This window comes from Streptomyces sp. NPDC001056, assembly GCF_053598955.1.
The window spans coordinates 66959-87875 of the sequence record NZ_JBSFLI010000022.1; the positions used below are offsets into that span (position 1 = coordinate 66959).

The 20917-nt window shown below is 73.6% G+C and carries 17 protein-coding genes; 14 read left to right on the plus strand and 3 right to left on the minus strand.

The window, feature by feature from the left end; all coding sequences use genetic code 11:
* Positions 1–8: 8 nt before the first annotated feature.
* Together malQ and ACWDD7_RS24745 are read right to left on the minus strand one after the other, a co-directional pair.
* The gene (gene malQ / locus ACWDD7_RS24740) at positions 9–2225 is read right to left on the minus strand and encodes a 4-alpha-glucanotransferase (RefSeq protein WP_450458948.1); all 2217 of its coding nucleotides are present in this window, start codon (positions 2223–2225) and stop codon (positions 9–11) included.
* Positions 2226–2513, minus strand: a complete 288-nt coding sequence (locus ACWDD7_RS24745; RefSeq protein WP_450458949.1) for a hypothetical protein — start codon at positions 2511–2513, stop codon at positions 2226–2228. It lies immediately after the preceding gene.
* Positions 2514–2622: 109 nt separating this feature from the next.
* Between ACWDD7_RS24745 and ACWDD7_RS24750 the strand changes: the two genes are divergently transcribed.
* From ACWDD7_RS24750 to ACWDD7_RS24760, 3 genes are all read left to right on the plus strand, one after another.
* A complete protein-coding gene (locus ACWDD7_RS24750; RefSeq protein ID WP_351868458.1) occupies positions 2623–3156 on the plus strand; it encodes a PadR family transcriptional regulator in 534 nt (177 codons plus the stop codon).
* A gap of 16 nt (positions 3157–3172) precedes the next feature.
* Complete coding sequence (locus ACWDD7_RS24755) at positions 3173–3871, plus strand: ABC transporter ATP-binding protein (protein ID WP_351868456.1); 699 nt, start codon at positions 3173–3175, stop codon at positions 3869–3871.
* 224 nt (positions 3872–4095) lie between these two features.
* Complete coding sequence (locus ACWDD7_RS24760; RefSeq protein ID WP_450458950.1) at positions 4096–5460, plus strand: FtsX-like permease family protein; 1365 nt, start codon at positions 4096–4098, stop codon at positions 5458–5460.
* Between the two features lie 114 nt (positions 5461–5574).
* Here ACWDD7_RS24760 and ACWDD7_RS24765 read toward each other — a convergent pair whose 3' ends face one another.
* Entirely contained in the window at positions 5575–6111 is a 537-nt protein-coding gene (locus tag ACWDD7_RS24765; RefSeq protein ID WP_020940112.1) for an HNH endonuclease, read from the minus strand.
* Between the two features lie 324 nt (positions 6112–6435).
* Here ACWDD7_RS24765 and ACWDD7_RS24770 point away from each other — a divergent pair, with 324 nt between their 5' ends.
* The 11 genes from ACWDD7_RS24770 (at position 6436) to ACWDD7_RS24820 (ending at position 20916) form a co-directional block, all read left to right on the plus strand.
* Complete coding sequence (locus ACWDD7_RS24770; protein WP_450459001.1) at positions 6436–7545, plus strand: mechanosensitive ion channel family protein; 1110 nt, start codon at positions 6436–6438, stop codon at positions 7543–7545.
* 133 nt (positions 7546–7678) lie between these two features.
* Positions 7679–8890, plus strand: a complete 1212-nt coding sequence (locus ACWDD7_RS24775) for an ROK family transcriptional regulator (protein WP_450458951.1) — start codon at positions 7679–7681, stop codon at positions 8888–8890.
* A gap of 94 nt (positions 8891–8984) precedes the next feature.
* The gene (locus ACWDD7_RS24780; protein WP_450458952.1) at positions 8985–10328 is read left to right on the plus strand and encodes an ABC transporter substrate-binding protein; all 1344 of its coding nucleotides are present in this window, start codon (positions 8985–8987) and stop codon (positions 10326–10328) included.
* Between the two features lie 3 nt (positions 10329–10331).
* Positions 10332–11273 carry a carbohydrate ABC transporter permease gene (locus ACWDD7_RS24785; RefSeq protein WP_450458953.1) on the plus strand — a complete coding sequence of 314 codons (942 nt, stop codon included), beginning with the start codon at positions 10332–10334 and terminating at the stop codon, positions 11271–11273.
* Positions 11274–11275: 2 nt separating this feature from the next.
* Positions 11276–12175, plus strand: coding sequence for a carbohydrate ABC transporter permease (locus tag ACWDD7_RS24790; protein ID WP_450458954.1), 900 nt, complete (start codon positions 11276–11278; stop codon positions 12173–12175).
* Between the two features lie 7 nt (positions 12176–12182).
* Positions 12183–13448 (plus strand): 6-phospho-beta-glucosidase, encoded by a 1266-nt coding sequence (locus ACWDD7_RS24795; protein ID WP_450458955.1) that lies wholly within the window; start codon positions 12183–12185, stop codon positions 13446–13448.
* Positions 13439–14425: an N-acetylglucosamine kinase gene (locus tag ACWDD7_RS24800; protein WP_450458956.1), complete on the plus strand. Its 987-nt coding sequence runs from the start codon at positions 13439–13441 to the stop codon at positions 14423–14425. The genes ACWDD7_RS24795 and ACWDD7_RS24800 overlap by 10 nt, the downstream gene beginning before the upstream one ends.
* A 188-nt stretch (positions 14426–14613) precedes the next feature.
* The gene (locus tag ACWDD7_RS24805) at positions 14614–16053 is read left to right on the plus strand and encodes a hypothetical protein (protein WP_450458958.1); all 1440 of its coding nucleotides are present in this window, start codon (positions 14614–14616) and stop codon (positions 16051–16053) included.
* A gap of 14 nt (positions 16054–16067) precedes the next feature.
* The gene (locus ACWDD7_RS24810) at positions 16068–17093 is read left to right on the plus strand and encodes a glutamate ABC transporter substrate-binding protein (RefSeq protein WP_450458959.1); all 1026 of its coding nucleotides are present in this window, start codon (positions 16068–16070) and stop codon (positions 17091–17093) included.
* Positions 17094–17134: 41 nt separating this feature from the next.
* Complete coding sequence (locus ACWDD7_RS24815; RefSeq protein ID WP_392212443.1) at positions 17135–18406, plus strand: coiled-coil domain-containing protein; 1272 nt, start codon at positions 17135–17137, stop codon at positions 18404–18406.
* Positions 18406–20916, plus strand: a complete 2511-nt coding sequence (locus ACWDD7_RS24820) for a tetratricopeptide repeat protein (RefSeq protein WP_450458960.1) — start codon at positions 18406–18408, stop codon at positions 20914–20916. The genes ACWDD7_RS24815 and ACWDD7_RS24820 overlap by 1 nt, the downstream gene beginning before the upstream one ends.
* The last annotated feature ends 1 nt before the right edge of the window (position 20917 follow it).

The window sequence follows — 20917 nt, forward strand, 5'->3', positions numbered from 1 at the left end:
GCGATCGCTCAACCGTCCCTGAGCTGGGCGAACACCTCCAGGAGCGCACGCAGGCGCGGAGCGGCCGTCAGTTCCTCCAGCGGGACGGGCCTGCCCGCGCCGTCCGCGATGGGCAACCGCCAGTTGGGGTATTCGGCGCAGGTGCCCGGCAGATTCTGCGGACGGCGGTCACCCACGCCGTCCGGGAGCCAGACGCCGATCAGCCGGGCCGGGGTGCGCAGCAGGAACCGGTGCACGGCGCGGACCTCCGCCTCCTCGGCGGTGCCGGGCGGTCCGGCCGCCGTGCGGTCCACCAGTCCGAGGCTGCCGAGCAGGGCGAGCCATTCGGCGGCGTCGGCGACGGCCTCGGCGCGCTCCTCGGCGGCGGGACGGGTGAGCAGGCCGAGCCGGTCGCGCAGTTCGACGTGGTCGCCGGTGAGGCGGGCGGCGGTGGACGGCAGGTCGTGGGTGGTGGCGGTGGCGAGGCAGTCGGCGCGCCAGCGTTCGGGGGGCAGGGGGCGGCCGTCGCCGGTCCAGTCGCGTTCGAACCAGAGCACGGAGGTACCGAGCACCCCGCGCCGTTGCAGCGTCTCGCGGACGCCGGGTTCGACGGTGCCGAGGTCCTCGCCGATGACGACGGCCCCGGCGCGCCCGGCCTCCAGGGCGAGGAGGGCGAGCATGGCCTCGGCGTCGTAATGGACGTACGTGCCCTCGGTGGGCGCGCTGCCCCGGGGGACCCACCAGAGCCGGAACAGGCCCATGACGTGGTCGATGCGCAGGGCGCCGGCGTAGCGGAAGAGGGCGCGCAGGAGGTCGCGGTAGGGGGCGTACCCGGTCGCGGCGAGGCGGTCGGGGCGCCAGGGCGGCAGTCCCCAGTCCTGGCCGCGCGCGTTGAACGCGTCCGGCGGCGCGCCGACCGACATGCCGGCGGCGAAGACGTCCTGCTGCGCCCAGGCGTCGGCGCCGCCGGGATGCACGCCCACGGCGAGGTCGTGCACGATGCCGACCGGCATCCCGGCCTCCCGCGCGACGCGCTGGGCGGCCCGCAGCTGCCCGTCGGTGAGCCAGGCGAGGCGGGTGTGGAAGGCGACGCGGTCGGCGAGTCCGGTACGGGCGCGGGCGGTCGCCTCGGAACGGGGGTCGCGCAGGCCGTCCGGCCACGCGGTCCAGTCGGGGCCGTGCGTCTCGGCGAGGGCGTAGTACGTGGCGTGGTCGTCGAGGGCCTGTCCGTGGGCGGCGCGGAAGGCGTCGTAGGCGGCCTGGCGGCCGGGCGCGAGGGGGACGGCGAGGACCGTCTCCAGCGCCTCGCGCTTCAGTTCCCACACCGCGTCGCGGTCGATGAGTGCGCCCTTGTCGAGTACGGCCGCGCGCAGCCGCGCGGCCCGCTCCAGGAGCGCGTCGAGCCGTTCGCGGTCCTCGGCGTAGGCGTACTCGGGGACGTCCTCGACCCGCAGGTGCACGGGGTCGGGGAACCGCCGGGAGGACGGCCGGTACGGCGACGGGTCCGCGGGCACGCCGGGCACCGCCGAGTGCAGCGGATTGACCTGCACGAACCCGGCCCCCGCGACCCGCCCGGCCCACCCCGCCAGCTCCGCGAGGTCCCCGAGGTCGCCCATCCCCCAGGACCGGCGGGAGAGCAGCGAGTACAGCTGGACGAGGAGTCCGTACGACCGTCCGCGCGGCGCGGGCAGCCGGTCGGGGGCGACGACGAGGTGGGTGTGGCCGGTGCGTCCGTCGGGGGCGAGGGCGGTGACCCGGTGGACGCCGAAGGGCAGACCGGCGACGAGGGGGGCGGCTACGGGGTACGACCGAGGGTCCGGTCCCGCGTCGTACGGCTCCTGCCCGCGCCCCCTGCTTCCGTACGACTCCTGCTCGCGCCCCGTGCTTCCGTACGCCCCCTCCCCCGGTGCTCCCGGCGCCGTCGCCTCCCGCGCCTCCCCCTCCTCCGTCTCGACGCGCACGCGCGTGCCGGGCGGCAGGGCGGCGAGGGCGGCGGGGTCCCGCGGGTCGCCTGCCCAGTGCACGACCGTCGGCGGCAGGAGGCGTTCACGCAGTTCGCGCTCCCGGGCGGTGAGCGCGGCGCGGACCGCCCGAGGGGTCGTGGCGTCGACACCCAGGGCGTTCAGGGCGGCGACGACGGCCGGGGCGGGGACGGTGACCGTACGGTCCGGGGCGGGGCTGTAGGAGACGGCGACCCCGTGCAGCCCGGCGAGCCGGGACAGCTCGTCCGCGCACGCCCCGGTCATCTACGACCCCGCCGCGTAGGCGTCCGACTCGCTGGTCAGGGTGCCGGTGTCGGCGAGCGGGGGCTCGCTGGTCAGCGGCTCGGCGGCGGGCAGCGGGGGCTCGCTGGTGAGCGGCGCCGTGGTGGCGGCGGCCTCCGCGTTGAACGCGTACAGCCGGATCTCGCCGGTCTCGGTGGACTCGATGGACTCGATGGTCTCGGCGGACGGCTCCGCCAGGGGTTTGGGCTCGGGTGTGCCCCGGCCGTGTTTCCACTGGGGCGGGATCGGGGTTCGGGCCGGTGTGGCCACGGGGGCCTCCTTGTCCTGTACGGCGTCGAGGGTTATCGCAGCCCTACCCCGTGAAGGCGGTCGCACTCACTATTCACTCAGTACATGTAGCTAGTGCATACTGATCTCCATGAGCACCCGGCACATCCTCCTGGGCCTGCTGGAGGCGGGGCCGAGCCATGGCTACGACCTCAAGCGCCGCCATGACGAACGCTTCCCGCAAGCCCGCCCGCTGGCCTACGGGCAGGTCTACACGACCCTGCAACGCCTGGTCAGGGACGGTCTCGCGGAGGTCGAGGGGACCGACGCGGACGGCGGCCCGGAGCGCACGCTCTACCGGTCGACGGCCGCCGGGGCGCGCGAGCTGGCCCGGTGGGCCGGTGAGATCGCCCCGCCGGCGCCCTTCGTGGCGAACGAGATCTTCGCCAAGGTCGTCGTCTCCATCCTGTCCGGCGGCGATCCGGCCGCCTATCTCCGCGCCCAGCAGGACGCGCACAAGGCGCGGATGCGGGAGCTCACGACGGTGAAGACGAACCCGGGCGCCGACCTGGCGACCGTGCTTTCGGCGGACTACGCCCTGAACCACCTCGACGCCGACCTCCGCTGGATGCACACCACGGCGGCCCGGCTGACCACTTTGACCGCGGAGGTCGACACCACATGAACCACAGGGGGACGCGATGAGCGACAAGGGGGACGCGTCGGTGCCGCTGCTGGCGGGCCGGAACCTCGTCAAGGCGCACGGCAGGACACCGGCGCTGCGCGGCGCCTCGGTCGCGCTGGGTGCGGGCGAGATCCTCGCGGTGACGGGGGCCAGCGGCAGCGGGAAGTCCACGCTGCTGCACCTGCTGGCGGGGATCGTACGACCGGACGAGGGCGCGGTGACGTACGACGGGCAGCGGCTCGACCAGCTGCCGGAGCGGCGGCTGACCGAGCTGCGCCGTACCGACTTCGGGGTGGTCTTCCAATTCGGGCAGCTGATCCCGGAATTGACGGCCGTGGACAACGTGGGGCTGCCGCTGCTGCTGGCCGGGGCCTCCCGCGCCGTGGCCCGGGAGCGGGCGGGCGAGTGGCTGGAGCGGTTCGGGGTGCGGGGCCAGGAGGGGCTGCGGCCGGGTGAGCTCAGCGGCGGTCAGGCGCAGCGGGTGGCGCTCGCCCGGGCGCTGGTGACCGGCCCGAGGGTGGTCTTCGCGGACGAGCCGACAGGAGCCCTGGACTCGCTGGCGGGCGAGCAGGTGATGACGGCCCTGGCGCACACCGCTCGCGAGGCGGGCACGGCGGTGCTGCTGATCACGCACGACGCGCAGGTCGCGGCGTACGCGGACCGCGAGGTGCGGCTCAGCGACGGTCTCGTGCTCCCGGCGGAGGTGGCGGCGTGACGCGCGGACCGGCGGGAGGTGAGACGGCCGGGACGCGGCCGGCGGGAGGTGAGACGGCCGGGACGCGGCCAGCGGGCGACGAGACGGCCGGGACGCGGCCAGCGGGCGACGAGACGGCCGGGACGCGGCCAGCGGGCGGTGAGACGGCCGGGACGCGGCCGGCGGGAGGTGAGACGGCCGGGACGCGGCCGAGGGGCGGTGGCACGGCGGGCGGGACCCGGCCGGTGAGGGGTGAGGTGTCCGGTGCCGGTGTGCTGGCCGAGGCACGGCTGGCCTGGCGGCTCGGCCGGGGCGCGGACCGGCGGGAGTGGTGGCGGGCCGGACTGACCGCGGCCGGGGCCGCGCTGGCGACGGGGTTCGCGCAGGCCGCCGTGGCGCTGGGCTCGTTGCGGGGGCAGTACCGCGTGTCCGTCGGCGACGGCCTGCTGGACGAGCCGGGCGAGCGTTCGGGGGTCGTCCTCGCCCTGATGCTGCTCCTGATACCGGTGCTGGGCTTCCTCGGGCAGTGCGCCCGGATCGGTGCCGTGCACCGCGACCGGCGGCTGGCCGCCCTGCGGCTGGCCGGTGCCACCCCGGCCCAGGTGCGCCGGATCGCCGCGCTGGAGACCGGCCCGGCCTGTCTGCTGGGCTCGCTGCTCGCCACCGCCGCGGCCGTGACGGTCGTACTGCGGCTGTGGAGCGGCCCGGCACCGGCCGCCTGGGCGGGCCTCGCGCTGATCGCGCTCGCGGTGCCGGTGCTGGGCACGGCGGTGGCCGTGCTCGCGCTGCGCCGGCTGGTGGCCTCGCCGCTCGGCTGGGTGCGCCGGGTGCGGCCGCGCGGCGGACGGGGGCCGGCGCTGCTGTTCGCGGGCGGGCTGCTGGTCGTCCTGTCGTCGGCGCTCTGGACCTTCGGCGGTGCGCGGAAGGGGCTGCCGTTGACGGTGCTCGCGCTGGTCGCCGCGGTCGGCGCGGGGACGGTGTGGCTGGCGGGCGGCACGGCACGGCTGGCCGGGCGGCTGGTGGCGCGGCGGGCCCGGTCGGCGGCGACGCTGATCGCGGCGGAACGGCTGCGCGACGACCCGTGGGCCGCGGCCCGCACCCACGCGGCGGTGCTGCTGGTCACGGTGGTCGGCACCGGTTTCGTGGGCGTACGGCAGGCGCTCCTCGCCGAACTGCACCGGATGCGCCGCGATCACCAGCTCGGCATGCCGATGACCTTCTACACCACGGGCGTCGACCTGACCGGCGCCGCGATCCTCGTCGCCCTCGCGATCACCGTGTGCGGCCTCGCCGTCGGCACCGCGGAGTCGCTGGCGGACCGCCGCCGGGGGCTGGCCGCGCAGGTCGCCGCCGGGGTGCCGCGCGCGGTGCTCGGCCGGGCGCTGCTGCTGGAGACCGCGCTGCCGCTGTCGCCCGCGCTCGTGCTGGCGGGCGCCGGGGGCATGGCGATCGGCACCTGGTACGCCACGCTGTCCGGCGGCGCCGTCACCGTGCCGTACGCCGCCCTGCTGGTACCGGTCCTCGTCTACGGCTGCTGCCTGACGGCGGCGGCCACCGCGCTCCCGCTGCTGCGCCGCTCGGCGCGTCCGGGGGAGCTGCGGTACGCGTGAGGGGCGTACCGGCCGTGCCCGCAAGGACGTGAGCCGTGCGGCGGGCACACCGCCGGGCCCCGCGTCCCGGCCGGGGAGCCGGGGCGCGGGGCGGATGCGCGAAGGCCCGGATCGTCAGGCGGAGATGCCGTCGATCCGGGCCATGGCGTCGTCCGCGCCGTACGGCTGCAGATAGGGCAGCCAGCGCGGGTCCCTATGGCCGGTGCCGATGATGCGCCAGGCCAGGCCGGTGGGCGGGGCGGGTTTGTGGCGCAGGCGCCAGCCCAGTTCGACGAGGTGGCGGTCGGCCTTCACGTGGTTGCAGCGGCGGCAGGAGGCCACCACGTTGTCCCAGACGTGCTTGCCCCCGCGGCTGCGCGGGATGACGTGGTCGACGCTGGTTGCGACGCCACCGCAGTACATGCACCGGCCCCCGTCCCGCGCGAAGAGCGCACGACGGGTGAGCGGAACGGGCCCCCGATAGGGAACCCGCACGAATCGCTTGAGCCGGACCACGCTGGGCGCGGGGACTGTGACGGTCGCGCTGTGCATAAAGGCGCCGGATTCCTCAAGGGAGACGGCTTTGTTCTCCAGGACGAGGACGAGCGCGCGGCGGAGCGGTACGACGCCGAGCGGCTCGTACGACGCGTTGAGGACCAGGACATGCGGCACGGGTGCCTCCTTGGGCGTCGGCGGCGCGTGGCTCGCGCCGGGACGATCTGCAGCCAGTCTCCCCTCATGCCTGGTGGCGGCGCCACCATGTCCCGGTAACGGGCTGGGAGTGTTTTCGACCACAGGTGATACATCCCCCGGATCATGGCCTGTTCAAGCCAGGGTGAGCCCTGTCTCTCCTGCGGCCTCCTTGGCGGAACCGCGCGGAGCACACACAATGCCCCGTTAGTGTGGTGGTGCTGGCCGTCCGGTGATCTTTTCGTGACCTCGCAGACCCTGCCCGCCCCACCGGTACGGACCGTGCAGCACCTGGAGGTACCTGCCGTGTCGTCCTTGCCCGTGGTCCTGAAGGCCGCCGGTGCGTCACCGTCACCGTCCCCCTCGCCGTCGGGAACGGCGCCCGCGGTGCCGACGCTCCAGGACGCCCAGGAGAGCGCGACGAACGCGGCGAGCTGGGTCGAGCAGAACTGGTCGACGTGGCTCGCCATGGGGCTGCAGATCCTGCTGATCATCGTGGTGGCGGTCGCGCTGCGGTCGGTGGTGCGGCGGGCGATCACCAAGCTGATCGAGCGGATGGCCCGTACCGCGCAGGCCGTGGACGGCACCGCGCTCGGCGGGCTGCTGGTGAACGCGGAGCGGCGGCGGCAGCGGTCGGCGGCGATCGGTTCCGTGCTGCGCTCGGTGGCGAGCTTCCTGATCCTCGGTACGGCGGCGCTGATGGTGCTGTCCACCTTCAAGATCAACCTGGCGCCGCTGCTGGCGTCCGCCGGTGTCGCCGGTGTGGCGATCGGTTTCGGCGCGCGGAACCTGGTCACGGACTTCCTGTCCGGCGTGTTCATGATCCTGGAGGACCAGTACGGCGTCGGTGACGTGATCGACGCGGGCGTGGCCACCGGTGAGGTGATCGAGGTCGGCCTGCGCGTGACGAAGCTGCGCGGTGCCGAGGGCGAGATCTGGTACGTCCGCAACGGCGAGGTCAAGCGGATCGGCAACCTGTCCCAGGGCTGGGCGACGGCCGGGGTCGACGTGACCGTGCGCGCGGGCGAGGACCTGGACAGGGTCAAGGCGACGCTGGACGAGGTCGCCGAGAAGATGAGCAAGGAAGAGCCCTGGAACGAGCTGCTGTGGGGTCCGATCGAGGTCCTCGGCCTGGACTCCGTCCTCATCGACTCCATGGTGGTCCGCGTCTCCGCCAAGACCATGCCCGGCAAGAGCGTCTCCGTCGAACGCGAACTGCGCTGGCGCGTCAAGCGCGCCTTCGACGCGGCGAGCATCCGCATCGTGGGCGGCGCGACGGCCGTCGAGGACGTGGCGGACCTCCCCGACCCCACCGCCGCGGTCGCCGCCCCCTCCGCCTTCTCCAACGCCGACTCCCCGCAGTCGGCGGCGGCGACGCCGATCACGACGCAGCGGACGGTGCCGCCGAGGAAGTAGAAGAAGCGGGAGAACGGTGCGAGATAACGACTCCGTTCCTCACGGCTCCCCCGTATTGACGCCTCCTCCGTGCCGGGCTTACGTTCAGCCGCAATAGGAAAGTTTCCTAACAGTGAGGCAGGTGTCGGGAACCATGGCAGGAACGGCCGGTACGCCGGGTACCCCGCGCGTGCTGCGCGCCATGAACGATCGCGCCGCCCTGGATCTGCTGCTGGAGCACGGGCCGCTGTCCCGGACCCGGATCGGGGACCTGACCGGGCTGTCCAAGCCCACCGCGTCGCAGCTGCTGGCCCGGCTGGAGGCGGCGGGGCTGGTCAGGGTGACCGGGACCAGTGAGGGGCGGCCGGGGCCGAGCGCCCAGCTGTACGCCGTCGACCCCGGTGCCGCGTACGCCGCCGGACTCGACGTCGCCCCGGGCCGTATCCGCGCCGCCGTCGCCGACATCACCGGCCGCACGGTCGGCGAGTACGAGCTGCCCACCCCCGGCAGACGCCCCGCGCAGTCCGTCGTACGGCAGGTCACCGACGCACTCGACGGCGCGGTGAAGGCCGCCGGGCTCGCGCGCGGCGAGGTGCACCGGCTCGTCATCGGCACGCCCGGCGCGTTCGATCCGAACACCGGCCGGCTGCGCTACGCCTCGCACCTGCCCGGCTGGCACTCCCCCGCGCTGCTCGACGACCTCGCCGCCGCGCTGCCCATGCCGGTCGAGTACGAGAACGACGTCAACCTCGTCGCCCTCGCCGAACAGCGCCTGGGCGCCGCCCGCGGCCACGGCGACTTCGTGCTGCTGTGGAACGAGGAGGGCCTCGGCGCCGCCCTCGTCCTGGGCGGCCGGCTGCACCGCGGCTGGACCGGCGGCGCCGGCGAGGTCGGCTTCCTGCCGGTGCCCGGCACGCCCCTGGTCCGCCAGGTGACCAAGGCCAACAGCGGCGGCTACCAGGAGCTGGCCGGCGCCCAGGAGCTGCCGAAGCTGGCCCGTGAACTCGGTGTCCCGGACGTGCCGTCGGGCCCGTACACCGAGGCCGCGGGGGAACTGCTGGCGCGCGCCGCCGATCACGCGACCGGCCCGCACCGGGAGCTGCTCCGGACGTACGCCACCCGCCTCGCCACCGGCCTCGCCGCGCTCGTCTCGGTCCTCGACCCCGAACTCGTCGTCCTCAGCGGCTCCGCGCTGACCGCCGGCGGCGAGGTGCTGCGCGCCCTGATCCAGGCCGAGCTGGAGGAGCTGGCGGCGGCCCGGCCCCGGCTCGTCCTCGGCGACCTCCGCGAACACCCCGTCCTGCGCGGCGCCTTGGAGGCCGCGCTCGCCACCACCCGCGACGAGGTCTTCGACACCTCGCGCTAGCCGCACCGCGCCCCCTCCCCCCGGAAGAACAGAACAGCAGCACTCCGAAGCACCGCGCCCTCCCCTTCCCTACCCGCCACTGGGAGACCTCGCCATGCCCGCAGCAACACCCGGAGTCACCCGAAAAGCCGCCTTCGCCCTGACCGCCTCCGCCGTGCTGCTCACCGCCGCGTGCACCGGACAGTCCGACGCGGGTGCCACGGACGACCCCACCAAGGACACGACGATCACCTTCTGGCACGCCTGGAGCGCGCCGAACGAGGTGAAGGCGGTCAGGGAGCTGGTCGCCGGGTTCGAGAAGGCACACCCCAACATCCATGTGCGCGTCGTCGGCAACATGACCGACGACAAGATCAACCAGGCGCTGCGCGCGGGCGGCACCGACGCCCCCGACGTGATCTCCTCCTTCACCACCAACAACGTGGGCAAGTTCTGCTCCTCGGGCGCGCTGATCGACCTCGACCCCTTCCTGGGGAAGGCGGGCATCGATCCCGCGAAGACCTTCCCGAAGGCCATGAACGAGTACACCCGGTTCGACGGCGACCGCTGCACCGTGCCGCTGCTCGGCGACGCGTACGGGCTGTACTACAACAAGACGGCGTTCGAGAAGGCCGGCATCGCCCGTCCCCCCGAGACCTGGAGCGAGTTCGAGGCCGACGCGAAGAGACTGACCGTCCGCGAGGGGGACTCGTACAAGCAGCTCGGGTTCATGCCGGACTACCACGGCTGGGAGTCCACCACCGAGCACTACTTCGGGCAGTTCTCGCCGACGTACTTCACGAAGGACGGGAAGTCGAACCTCGCCGGGGACCCCGCGTTCCGGCAGGGGTTCGCGCTCCAGAAGCGGCTCGTGGACGAACTCGGCGGGTTCCGGAGACTGGAGCGGTTCCGCGCCACCCTCGGCGACGAGTGGGGCCCCAGGCACCCCTTCCACACCGGCCAGGTCGCCATGCAGATGGACGGCGAGTGGCGGCTCGGGATGGCCGAGCAGGCCGAGCCGAAGTTCGAGATAGGGGTCGCCCCGCTGCCCGTACCGGACGACCGGAGGAACCAGTACGGCAAGGGGTACATCACCGGCACCATCGCGGGCATCGCCGCCACCAGCCACAAGCAGAACGCGGCCTGGGAGTTCGTCAGGTACATCACCACGGACACGGACGCCGTGGTCGGCTTCGCCAACGGCATCCACAACGTGCCCTCCACCTTCGCGGCCCTCGCGTCCCCGAAGCTGAGGTACGACCCGCGCTTCAAGACCTTCCTGGACATCGCCGCGAACCGCTACTCCACCACCACGCCCGCCTCCCCCGACGGCGGCCAGTACCTCGTGACGGTCCAGCAGTTGGGCTACGACTACGAGAGCGGCAGGGTCAAGGATCTGACGGCCGGGCTGGAGAAGGCGGCCGCGCAGATCGACACGGACATCGCGCAGGCGAAGTAGCCGATGCGGACGCTCACTTCGGCCTCCAAGCGCCGCCGGGCGGCACTGCGGACGCTCGCCTTCCTGTCGCCCTGGCTGATCGGCTTCGCGGTGTTCTTCGCGTACCCGCTGATCTCGACGGTCTACTTCTCCTTCATGCACTACGACGGCTTCCGGCCGCCCACCTGGAGCGGCGGGAAGAACTGGGCCTACGTCTTCGAGCACTACCCGCTGTTCTGGCCCGCCCTGCGCAACACCCTGTGGCTGGTCGTGGTGACGGTGACCCTGCGCGTGCTCTTCGGGCTCGGCGTCGGCATGCTCATCACGAAGATCAAGACGGGCACGGGGGTCTTCCGCACCCTCTTCTACCTGCCCTACCTCGCCCCGCCGGTCGCCGCCACCATGGCCTTCGCGTTCCTCCTCAACCCCGGCACGGGCCCGGTGAACTCGCTTCTGGGCAAGGGCGGGATCCCGGCGCCGGGCTGGTTCAGCGACCCCGACTGGTCCAAGCCGGCGCTCACCCTGCTCGCGCTGTGGGGCATCGGCGATCTGATGGTGATCTTCATGGCGGCGCTCCTCGACGTGCCGACGGAGCAGTACGAGGCGGCCGAACTGGACGGTGCCTCGGCGTGGCAGCGGTTCCGGTACGTCACGCTGCCGAACATCTCGCCGATCGTGATGTTCGCGGTCGTCACCGGGGTGATCCAGGCCATGCAGTACTACACGGAGCCGCTGATCGCGGGAAAGGTCGCCTCCGGGGTGATCCAGGGCGCGGGCGCCCAGTTCGAGCCCGGCTACCCGGACAAGTCCACCCTCACCCTGCCCCAACTCGTCTACAACCTCGGCTTCCAGCGCTTCGACTACGGCTCCGCGTGTGTCGTGGCCCTCGTCCTCTTCGCCCTGTCGATGGCGTTCACCGCGACTCTGATGCGGCGCCGGGGCGGCCTGATCCAGGCAGGTGACTGACCATGACCCAGGTACTCGCCGGACCGGCCGGGCCGGCCGAGGCGTCCGCGTCCGCGCCCGCGCGGCGCACCGCCCGCCGCAAGGAGGTGCTCCAGTGGATCGCGGTGCACTCCCTCGGCGTCGCCGCCGCGCTCTTCTTCGTGCTGCCCTTCGTGTTCGTCCTCCTGACCTCGCTGATGAGCGACAGCCAGGCGCTGAGCCGGGATCTGGTCCCGCACACCTGGGAATGGGGCAACTACCGCAAGGTCCTCGACACCCCCGGCTTCCTCACCTGGTGGAAGAACACGCTGGTCTACGCCGGCCTGGGCACCGTACTGACCGTGGTGTCCTCGGTCCCCGTGGCGTACGCCCTCGCCAAGTTCCGCTTCCGGGGCCGCAACCTCGCCCTGATGCTGGTGATCTCGACGATGATGCTGCCCCCGCAGGTCGTCGTCATCCCGATGTACCTCTTCTGGGCGAAACAGCTGGACCTGTCCGGGACGCTGTGGCCGCTGATCGTCCCGATGGCGTTCGGCGACGCGTTCTCCGTCTTCCTGCTGCGCCAGTTCCTGATGACGATCCCCAACGAGTACGTCGACGCCGCCAAGGTGGACGGCTGCGGCGACCTGCGCACCCTGGTCCGGGTCATCCTGCCGATGGCGAAGCCCGGCATCGCCGCCGTGGCCCTCTTCCAGTTCTTCAGCGCCTGGAACGACTACTTCGGCCCCCAGATCTACGCCTCCGAGAACCCCGGCGCCTGGACGCTGAGTTACGGCCTGGAGTCCTTCAAGGGCGCGCACCACACCGACTGGAACCTCACCATGGCCGCGACGGTGCTGGTCATGGCCCCCGTGATCCTCGTGTTCTTCTTCGCCCAGAAGGCATTCGTCGAAGGCGTCACGCTCACCGGAGTGAAGGGTTGATCTCTGTATGAAACTCACCGTGGTCGGCGGCGGCTCGACCTACACCCCCGAACTCGTCGACGGCTTCGCCCGGCTCAGGGACACCCTGCCCATCGAGGAGCTGGTCCTGGTGGACCCGGCCGCCGAACGCCTGGAGCTGGTGGGCGGGCTGGCCCGGCGGATCTTCGCCCGGCAGGGGCACGGCGGGAGGATCGTGACCACCGCCGACCTGGACGCGGGCATCGACGGGGCCGACGCCGTGCTGCTCCAGCTGCGCGTCGGCGGCCAGGCGGCCAGGCAGCGGGACGAGACCTGGCCGCTGGAGTGCGGCTGTGTCGGCCAGGAGACCACCGGCGCGGGCGGCCTCGCCAAGGCGCTGCGCACCGTACCCGTCGTGCTGGACATCGCCGAGCGGGTGCGCCGCGGCAACCCGCGCGCCTGGATCGTCGACTTCACCAACCCGGTCGGCATCGTCACCCGCGCCCTGCTGCACGCCGGGCACCGTGCGGTCGGCCTGTGCAACGTGGCGATCGGCCTCCAGCGGAAGTTCGCCGCCCACCTCGGCGTGCCCCCGGCGGACGTACACCTCGCGCACGTGGGGCTCAACCACCTCACCTGGGAGACCGGCGTCCGCCTCGGCGGCCCCGAGGGCGAGAACGTGCTGCCCAGGCTGCTCGCCGAGCACGGCGACGCCATCGCCGACGACCTGCGCCTGCCCCGCCGGCTCCTCGACCGCCTCGGCGTCGTCCCCTCCTACTACCTGCGCTACTACTACGCGCACGACGAGGTCGTACGCGAACTGCGCTCGAAGCCGTCACGGGCCGAGGAAGTGGCCCGCATGGAACGGGAGTTGCTGGCGATGTACGGCGACCCGGCCCTGGACGAGAAGCCTGCGCTGCTCGCCAGGCGGGGCGGGGCGTACTACTCGGAGGCGGCGGTGGACCTCGTGGCGGCGCTGCTCGGCGGAGGTGGCAGCCCGTACCAGGTGGTGAACACGCTCAACAAGGGCACGCTGCCCTTCCTCGCCGACGACGCGGTGATCGAGGTGCAGGCCGCGGTCGGCCCGACCGGTCCCGCGCCGCTGCCCGTGCCGGAGGTGGACCCGCTGTACGCGGGCCTGATCGCGAACGTGACGGCGTACGAGGAACTGGCCCTGGAGGCGGCGCTGCGCGGCGGCCGGGACCGGGTCTTCCGCGCCCTGCTCGCGCACCCGCTGATCGGCCAGTACGACTACGCCGAGACCCTGACCGACAGACTGATCGCACACAACCGGGAGCATCTCGCGTGGGCCTGACCTCGACCGACACCACGAGCGTGCTCGCCATCGACGCGGGCAACAGCAAGACCGACGTGGCCGTGGTCAGCGCCGCAGGGGAGGTGCTGGCCACGGCGCGCGGCGGTGGCTTCCGGCCGCCCGCGGTGGGCGTGCCGGCGGCCCTGGACGCGCTCGCCGAGCCGGTGGGGCGGGCGCTGGCGGACGCGGGGCTCGGCTCCGTCACCCATGTCTCCGCCTGTCTGGCCAACGCCGATCTGCCCGTGGAGGAGGAGCGGTTGGCGACCGCCCTGCGCGCGCGGGGCTGGGGCGCCTCGGTGGAGGTGCGCAACGACACCTTCGCGATCCTGCGCGCGGGCGTCGCCGAGCCCCGGGGCGTGGCGGTGGTGTGCGGCGCGGGCATCAACTGCGTGGGGATGCGGCCCGACGGCCGTACCGCCCGTTTCCCGGCGATCGGCCGGATCTCCGGTGACTGGGGCGGCGGCTGGGGGCTCGCGGAGGAGGCGCTGTGGTTCGCCGCACGGGCGGAGGACGGCCGCGGGGAGGCCACGGCGCTCGCGCGGACCCTGCCCGCCCACTTCGGGCTGCCCTCCATGTACGCGCTGATCGAGGCGCTGCACCTGGAGCACCTCGCGCCCGAGCGGCGGGGCGAGCTGGCGCCGGTGCTGTTCGCGACGGCGGCCGGCGGCGACCCGGTGGCGCGGGCGCTCGTGGACCGGCTCGCCCAGGAGGTGACGGTGCTGGCCACGGTCGCGCTGACCCGCCTGGACCTGCTGGACGAGGAGACGCCGGTGCTGCTCGGCGGCAGTGTGCTCACCGCCGGGCACGCCCGGCTGAACGACGGGGTGCGGGCCCTGCTGGCGGCCCGCGCCCCCAAGGCCGCCGTGCACGTCGTCGACGCGCGCCCGGTCCTCGGCGCCGTACTCCTCGGCCTGGACCGGCTGGAGGTGGCGGCGGGGGCGCGGGAGCGGGCGCGACGGTACTGGGAGGCGCCCTGAACTCCCCTGTGGAGAAACGGTTTCCTCTGGTCGTGCCACGGCCCGGCCCGGGGAACCGAACACCTTCTCCCGACGTGTATACGGACAGCACACGCTGAGATCCACACAAGATCCAGTGAAGGCCGGTGCGGAATGTCACTCCGTGCGGCGATACTTGGCTGCGTACGGATGACCATGGGGGAGGTCGAGTGACACACCCGCCGCAGAGCGCAGCACCACCGGCCACGAGCCCCGCCGTGCCCGGCGCCCCCGGCATCCCCGCGCAGCCCGGCCCGCCGGTCCCGGCGCCGCGCCCACCGCACCCGCCGCACTCCCGGCGGACCGCCTTCGCCGAGGGCGCCGAGAAGCTGCGCGCCGCCGTGACCACCGAGCCGGGCCGGCTGCGCGTCATCGGCGCCGTACTCGCCCTGCTGGTCGTGACGTTCGGCGCGGTCACCGCGTGGCAGAGCAGCGAGCGCGCGGCCGCCGCCGACGACGTGCTGCACCGCAGCCAGCCCCTCAGCTCCGGCGCCGCCGACATCTACCGCGCCCTGGCGGACGCCAACACCGCGGCTTCCAGCGGCTTCCTGGCGGGCGGCCAGGAACCGGCCGCCACGCGTGACCGGTACGAGAAGGACATCAGCACCGCCGCCTCCGGCCTGGTCACGGCCGCCGCCAACGCCGAGCCCGGCTCCGCCTCCGAGGCCACCATCGCCCGCCTGAACCGGCTGCTGCCCGAGTACAAGGGCCTCATAGAGCGCGCCCGCACCTACAACCGGCAGGGTTACCCGGTCGGCGGCGCCTATCTGCGGTACGCCAACGAGAAGATGCAGGCGGAGATGCTCCCGGCCGCGGAGGACCTCTACACCAAGGAGAACGCGCGCCTGGACGCCGACTACGGGGACGCGACGCCGTACCCCTGGGCGGCCATCGCGCTCGGCGTGCTCGCCCTCGCGGCGCTCGGCTGGGCCCAGCGCCGCGACTACCGGCGCACGAACCGCGTCCTCAACCACGGCCTGGTCGCGGCCGGTTCCGCCACGGTGATCGCCCTGCTGTGGCTCACCGTCGGACACACCGTCGCCCGCTCCGAGCTGAACGGCTCGTACGACCACGGCATCCGCTCCCTGACCGTCCTGCACGACGCCCGCATCGCCTCCCTGAAGGCGCGGGGCAACGAGAACCTGAGCCTGGTGGCGCGCGGCGCCGAGACCGTCACGGTCGGCGGCAAGCAGTACGACACGTACTACTACGACTTCGACAAGGACATGACGGTGCTCGCCCAGGAACTCGGCCGGGCCGAGCGGCTCGCCGACGACACCGGCGGCACCGCGCCCGTCAGGGCCGCCGGGGACAGCACCGCGCTGTGGAAGCAGCGGCACACCGCGGCCCGCACCGAGGACGAGAACGGCAACTACCAGCAGGCGCTGGACAAGGTGATCGGCGCCAAGGGCACCACCGGCGAATGCTTCGACGGTGTCGACAGCGACCTCGCCCGCGCGATAGGCCATGAGCAGGCCGAGTTCCACCGGGCCGCCACGGACGGGCGGGACGCCATGACCGGGCTGCCCGCCGGCGCCGGCGCCCTCGCGGTGCTCGGCGCGGCGGGCGCGCTCGCCGGGATCGGCCGCAGGCTTTCGGAGTACCGGTGAGAAGGGGCAGGGCGATGGGCGTGAGCCGGCTGCGCGGCTGGGGCGGGGTCGGCACGATGGCGGTCCTGTGCGCCCTGGCGCTGGCGTTCGTCCTGCTGCTGCCGCGCATCCAGGCCCCGCGCCACCGGCCCGCGCCCGACCGGGCCGGGCAGCAGCTCGCCGAGGGCAGTCAGGTGCGCGCCGACGCCTGCCAGGACTCCGAGGCGCAGAAACAGACCCTCGCCCCGTCCGGCGCGGACGGCCCGACCATCGACGCCATCAAGGCCCGCCAGGGCGTCCGGCGCAAGCTGGTCGTCGGCGTCGACCAGAACAGCTACCGCTGGGGCTACCGCAACCCCAACACCGAGGGCGCCCAGCTGGAGGGCTTCGACATCGACCTGGTCCACCGCATCGCCCAGGACATCCTCGGCGACCCGGACGCGGTCCAGTTCAAGGCGATACCGACCAGCCAGCGCATCTCGGCGATCCAGGACGGCCGCGTCGACATGGTCGTGCGGACGATGACGATCACCTGCGAGCGGCTCGGGCAAGTGGCCTTCTCGGCTCCGTACTTCAAGACCGGGCAGCAGGTGCTCGCGCCCAAGGCGTCCCCGATCACCGGGTACAACGGCACGCTGGCGCACAAGAAGGTGTGCACGGCGGCCGGTTCGACGGCGTACGCGAAGCTGGATGCGGACAAGAAGGCCGGGGCCCTGCCCGCCTCCACCGACATCTCCACCACCGTGCCCAGCCAGCTCGACTGCCTGGTGCGGCTCCAGCTCGGCGAGGTGGACGCGGTGGTCACCGACGGCGCGCTCGCCGCGAGCCAGGCCGCGCAGGATCCGACGGTGGAACTCAAGGGCGCGCCCTTCACGACCGAGTACTACGGAGTGGCGATGCGGAAGGACGCCTCCGATCTGGTACGCCGGGTCAACCGGGTCCTGGTCGCCTACCGCGCGAGCGGCTGGCAGGCGTCGTACGACACATGGCTGTCGGCCACACTGGGAAAGGACTCCTCGGCGTCCAAGCCGCCCGCACCGCAGTACCTGCGCACCAGTTGATGCACAGCCGACCGGAACACACAGCAAGCGAGAGGTGATCGATGGGCGTCACGGACCCCGCCGGGCCGGTGATGGACCGGGACGAGGTGGACCGTGCGCTGGCGCGGCTCGGCCAGGAGCACGAGGCGATCGAGACCTCGCTGCTGGCCCTGCAGGACCACGCGGGCCGCAGACTCCTGGAGGGCGCCGAGCTGACCGGCGTCACCCAGGAGCGCTGGCAGGCCACGGAGGCGCGGATCACCCTGCTGTGGTCGTACTTCGACGCCTATACGGCCGCGCTGCGCGGCGCCCGGGACATCCGCGCCCGGCGCCGCTGGTCCAGCCGCGAGGACCTGGCCGAGCTGACCGAACTGCTGCGGGGCACCTCCGTGGCGGTCCCGGACCCCGGCAACGGCAGGCTCAGCGAGATCCTCTCGCTGGCCGAGCTGGTCGACCGGATGAACGAGCTGTACGCGACCAGCCTGGACCTGGTCGTCGCCGCCGACGCGGTCTGGTCGGCGCTGCCCGCGCGGATCGACCTCCTGTCCGCCGAACTCCAGCGCACCCGGCAACTCGCGCACTCCGTCGGCGTGCGCCCCGGCGAACACCCGGCCGGGGACGACCTGGAGCGGATCACCCGCACCCTGACCCGGCTGCGCGAGGACGTGATCCGCGACCCGCTCGCCTTCTGGGTGCCGGCCCGGGGCAGCTCCGCGCCCGGCGGCGGCCGCCCGGACACGACGGTGTACGACCGTGAGGCGCGGGCCCTCGAAGACGTGCGGCGGGAGATCGACGCGGTGCTCACCGTGCGCCAGGACGCCGAGGCCCGGCTGATCCGCCTCCGGGACGTCCTCTCGCGCGCCGACCGCACCCTCGCCGAGGCCCGCACCGCGCGCGGCGAGGTGCTGGCGAAGATCGCCGCCACCGAGGTGCCCGTGGTCAGCGGCCCGCCGACCGTGCTCCAGGAGCAGCTGGCGACCGCGGCCGAGTACCGGCGGGGCGCCCAGTGGCACCGGCTGTCCCCGTTGCTGGAGTCGCTGGAGCAGAAGGCGGAGGACGAACTGCTGCGCGCCCGCGAGCAGCTGACCGCGGTCACCGCGCCGCTCGCGGTCCGCGCCGAGCTGCGGGGCCGGCTCGACGCCTACAAGGCGAAGGTCGCCCGGCACGGCCTGGCCGAGGACCCGTTCCTGGTGGAGCGGTACGACGCGGCCCGGCGGATGCTGTGGAGCGCGCCCTGCGATCTGCGGGTGGCCGAACAGGCGGTGCTGCGCTACCAGCGGGCGGCGGCCGAACTGCTGGGCGCCGCGCCCGAGGACCGTAAGGGGGACCAGTGATGAGCGGGGCCGGGCGGGCCTGTCAGCGGCCGGGCTGCGAGGGGGCGTACGAGGACGTCGGCGGCGGCGAGCTGTACTGCGACACCTGCGGCCTCGCGCCCGTGGTGGCGGCTGGGGGTCCCTCCTCCGGGGGAGGGATGGTCGGCTCGCCGCCCACCGGGCTCACCCGGGGCGCGGCGGACAGCCGCGGCTCCGGCAGCGCCCGCAGCGCGCGCACGTCCTCGCAGTCGTCCAGATCGCGGCGCTCGGTGTCCGGGCGGCTGTCGCGCTCGCTGTCGGGCGGGTCCACCGCGCGCTCGGTGTCGGTGCGCAGCTCCGGCTCCGCGTCGGGGTCCTCGGGACGCGGACGGCTGGGCGCGGGTCTGGTGCACGTGCCGCAGGTGCCGCGGCCCGACCCGCACACGATGGTCCTGGAAAACCCCGAGGTGCCCGAACGCAAACGGTTCTGCTCCCGCTCGGACTGCGGGGCGCCGGTCGGCCGGGCCCGGGGCGAACGGCCGGGCCGCACCGAGGGGTTCTGCACCAAGTGCGGCCACCCGTACTCCTTCGTGCCCAAGCTGAAGGCCGGGGACATCGTGCACGGCCAGTACGAGGTCGCGGGCTGCCTCGCGCACGGCGGCCTGGGCTGGGTCTACCTCGCCGTGGACCGGGCCGTCTCCGACCGCTGGGTGGTGCTCAAGGGCCTGCTGGACACCGGCGACCAGGACGCCATGGCCGCCGCGATCTCCGAGCGGCGCTTCCTCGCGGAGATCGAGCACGCCAACATCGTGCGGATCTACAACTTCGTGGAGCACCTGGACCAGCGCACCGGCTCCCTCGACGGCTACATCGTCATGGAGTACGTCGGCGGCAAGTCCCTCAAGGAGATCGCCAACGACCGCCGCACACCGGAGGGCAGACGCGATCCGCTGCCGGTGGAACAGGCGTGCGCGTACGGCATCGAGGCGCTGGAGGCGCTCGGCCACCTGCACAGCCGCAATCTGCTGTACTGCGACTTCAAGGTCGACAACGCCATCCAGACCGAGGACCAGCTCAAGCTGATCGACATGGGCGCGGTGCGCCGCATGGACGACGACGAGTCCGCGATCTACGGCACGGTGGGCTACCAGGCGCCCGAGGTCGCCGAGGTCGGCCCCTCGGTGGCGAGCGACCTGTACACCGTGGGCCGCACCCTCGCCGTGCTCACCTTCGACTTCCAGGGCTACACGAACGTCTACACCGACTCGCTGCCCGATCCCGAGACCGTCGAGGTCTTCCGCCGCTACGAGTCCTTCTACCGCTTCCTGGTCCGCGCCACCGATCCCGACCCGGGCCGCCGCTTCGGCTCCGCCCAGGAGATGGCCGAACAGCTGACGGGCGTGCTGCGGGAGGTCGTGGCGCTCCAGACGGGGCAGGCGCGGCCGGCGCTGTCGACGCTGTTCGGGCCCGAGGTGCGGGTCACGGACACGGAGTTGTTCCCCCTGCCCGCGGGGGATGTGTCGCGGTGGGGGGCGCGGGAGGTCGTGGGACGGAAGAAGCGCACGTCCGCGCCGGCCCCCTTGGGACCGGCCCCTGCCGCCCCCGCCCTCGTCAAGCAACTGGACCTCCCCGCCGCCGCCCTCGCGCTGCCCGTGCCCCTGGTCGACGCGGGCGACCCCAACGCCGGGTTCCTCGCGGGGCTCGTGGCGTCCGCGCCCGGGGAGCTGATCGGGGCGCTGGCGGCGGCGCCCGTGCAGAGCGTGGAGACGCGCCTCAGGCAAGTGCGGGCGCGGCTGGAGACCGGGGACCACTACGGCGCCTCGACCGGGCTCGCCTCGCTGGACGAGGAGCGGCCCGAGGACTGGCGGGTGGTGTGGTACCGGGGCGTGGCCGCCCTGGTCACCGGCGACTTCGCGGGCGCCGCGCTCGCCTTCGACGCGGTCTACGACGCCTTCCCCGGCGAGGCCACGCCCAAGCTGGCGCTCGCCCTGTGCGCCGAGGTGCTGGGCCAGTTGGACAACGCGGCCGATTACTACCACCTGGTGTGGGCGACCGACCCCAGCTTTGTGAGCGCCGCCTTCGGGCTCGCCCGGGTCCGGCTCGCCGCGGGCGACCGGCAGGGCGCGGTGCGCACGCTGGAGTCGGTGCCGGAGTCGTCCATCCACTACACGGCCGCCCGGGTCGCCGCGGTCCGGGCCCGGCTCAGACAGCGCACCGCGGGCGCGGGTGACGTACCGTTCCTGGACGACCTGACCGCCGCCGCCGGGCAGGTCGAGGCGCTCAAGGCGTACGGGCTCGACCCGGCGCGGCGCGAGGTGCTGTCGGCGGAAGTGCTCGGTTGCGCGCTGGACTGGATACTCTCCGGGGGCCAGGACACCGCCCGGCCGACCGCCGCCGGGCGGGTGCTGCTGGGCAGCGGGCTGGACGAGCGGGGCCTGCGCTTCGGCCTGGAGCGCGCCTACCGCACGCTGGCCCGGCTGGCACCCGGCGGCGAGGAGAGGATCGAACTGGTGGAACGGGCCAACCGTTACCGCCCCCGGACGTGGGTGTAGT

Excerpts from the sequence above, each read along its gene's own strand:
- ACWDD7_RS24750 (WP_351868458.1), top strand. The coding sequence starts at position 2,623 with ATGAGCACCCGGCACATCCTCCTGGGCCTGCTGGAGGCGGGGCCGAGC.
- ACWDD7_RS24790 (WP_450458954.1), top strand. The coding sequence starts at position 11,276 with ATGACCCAGGTACTCGCCGGACCGGCCGGGCCGGCCGAGGCGTCCGCG.
- ACWDD7_RS24820 (WP_450458960.1), top strand. The coding sequence starts at position 18,406 with ATGAGCGGGGCCGGGCGGGCCTGTCAGCGGCCGGGCTGCGAGGGGGCG.
- ACWDD7_RS24810 (WP_450458959.1), top strand. The coding sequence starts at position 16,068 with ATGGGCGTGAGCCGGCTGCGCGGCTGGGGCGGGGTCGGCACGATGGCG.
- ACWDD7_RS24780 (WP_450458952.1), top strand. The coding sequence starts at position 8,985 with ATGCCCGCAGCAACACCCGGAGTCACCCGAAAAGCCGCCTTCGCCCTG.
- ACWDD7_RS24815 (WP_392212443.1), top strand. The coding sequence starts at position 17,135 with ATGGGCGTCACGGACCCCGCCGGGCCGGTGATGGACCGGGACGAGGTG.
- ACWDD7_RS24795 (WP_450458955.1), top strand. The coding sequence starts at position 12,183 with ATGAAACTCACCGTGGTCGGCGGCGGCTCGACCTACACCCCCGAACTC.
- ACWDD7_RS24775 (WP_450458951.1), top strand. The coding sequence starts at position 7,679 with ATGGCAGGAACGGCCGGTACGCCGGGTACCCCGCGCGTGCTGCGCGCC.
- ACWDD7_RS24785 (WP_450458953.1), top strand. The coding sequence starts at position 10,332 with ATGCGGACGCTCACTTCGGCCTCCAAGCGCCGCCGGGCGGCACTGCGG.
- malQ (WP_450458948.1), bottom strand. The coding sequence starts at position 2,225 with ATGACCGGGGCGTGCGCGGACGAGCTGTCCCGGCTCGCCGGGCTGCAC.
- ACWDD7_RS24755 (WP_351868456.1), top strand. The coding sequence starts at position 3,173 with ATGAGCGACAAGGGGGACGCGTCGGTGCCGCTGCTGGCGGGCCGGAAC.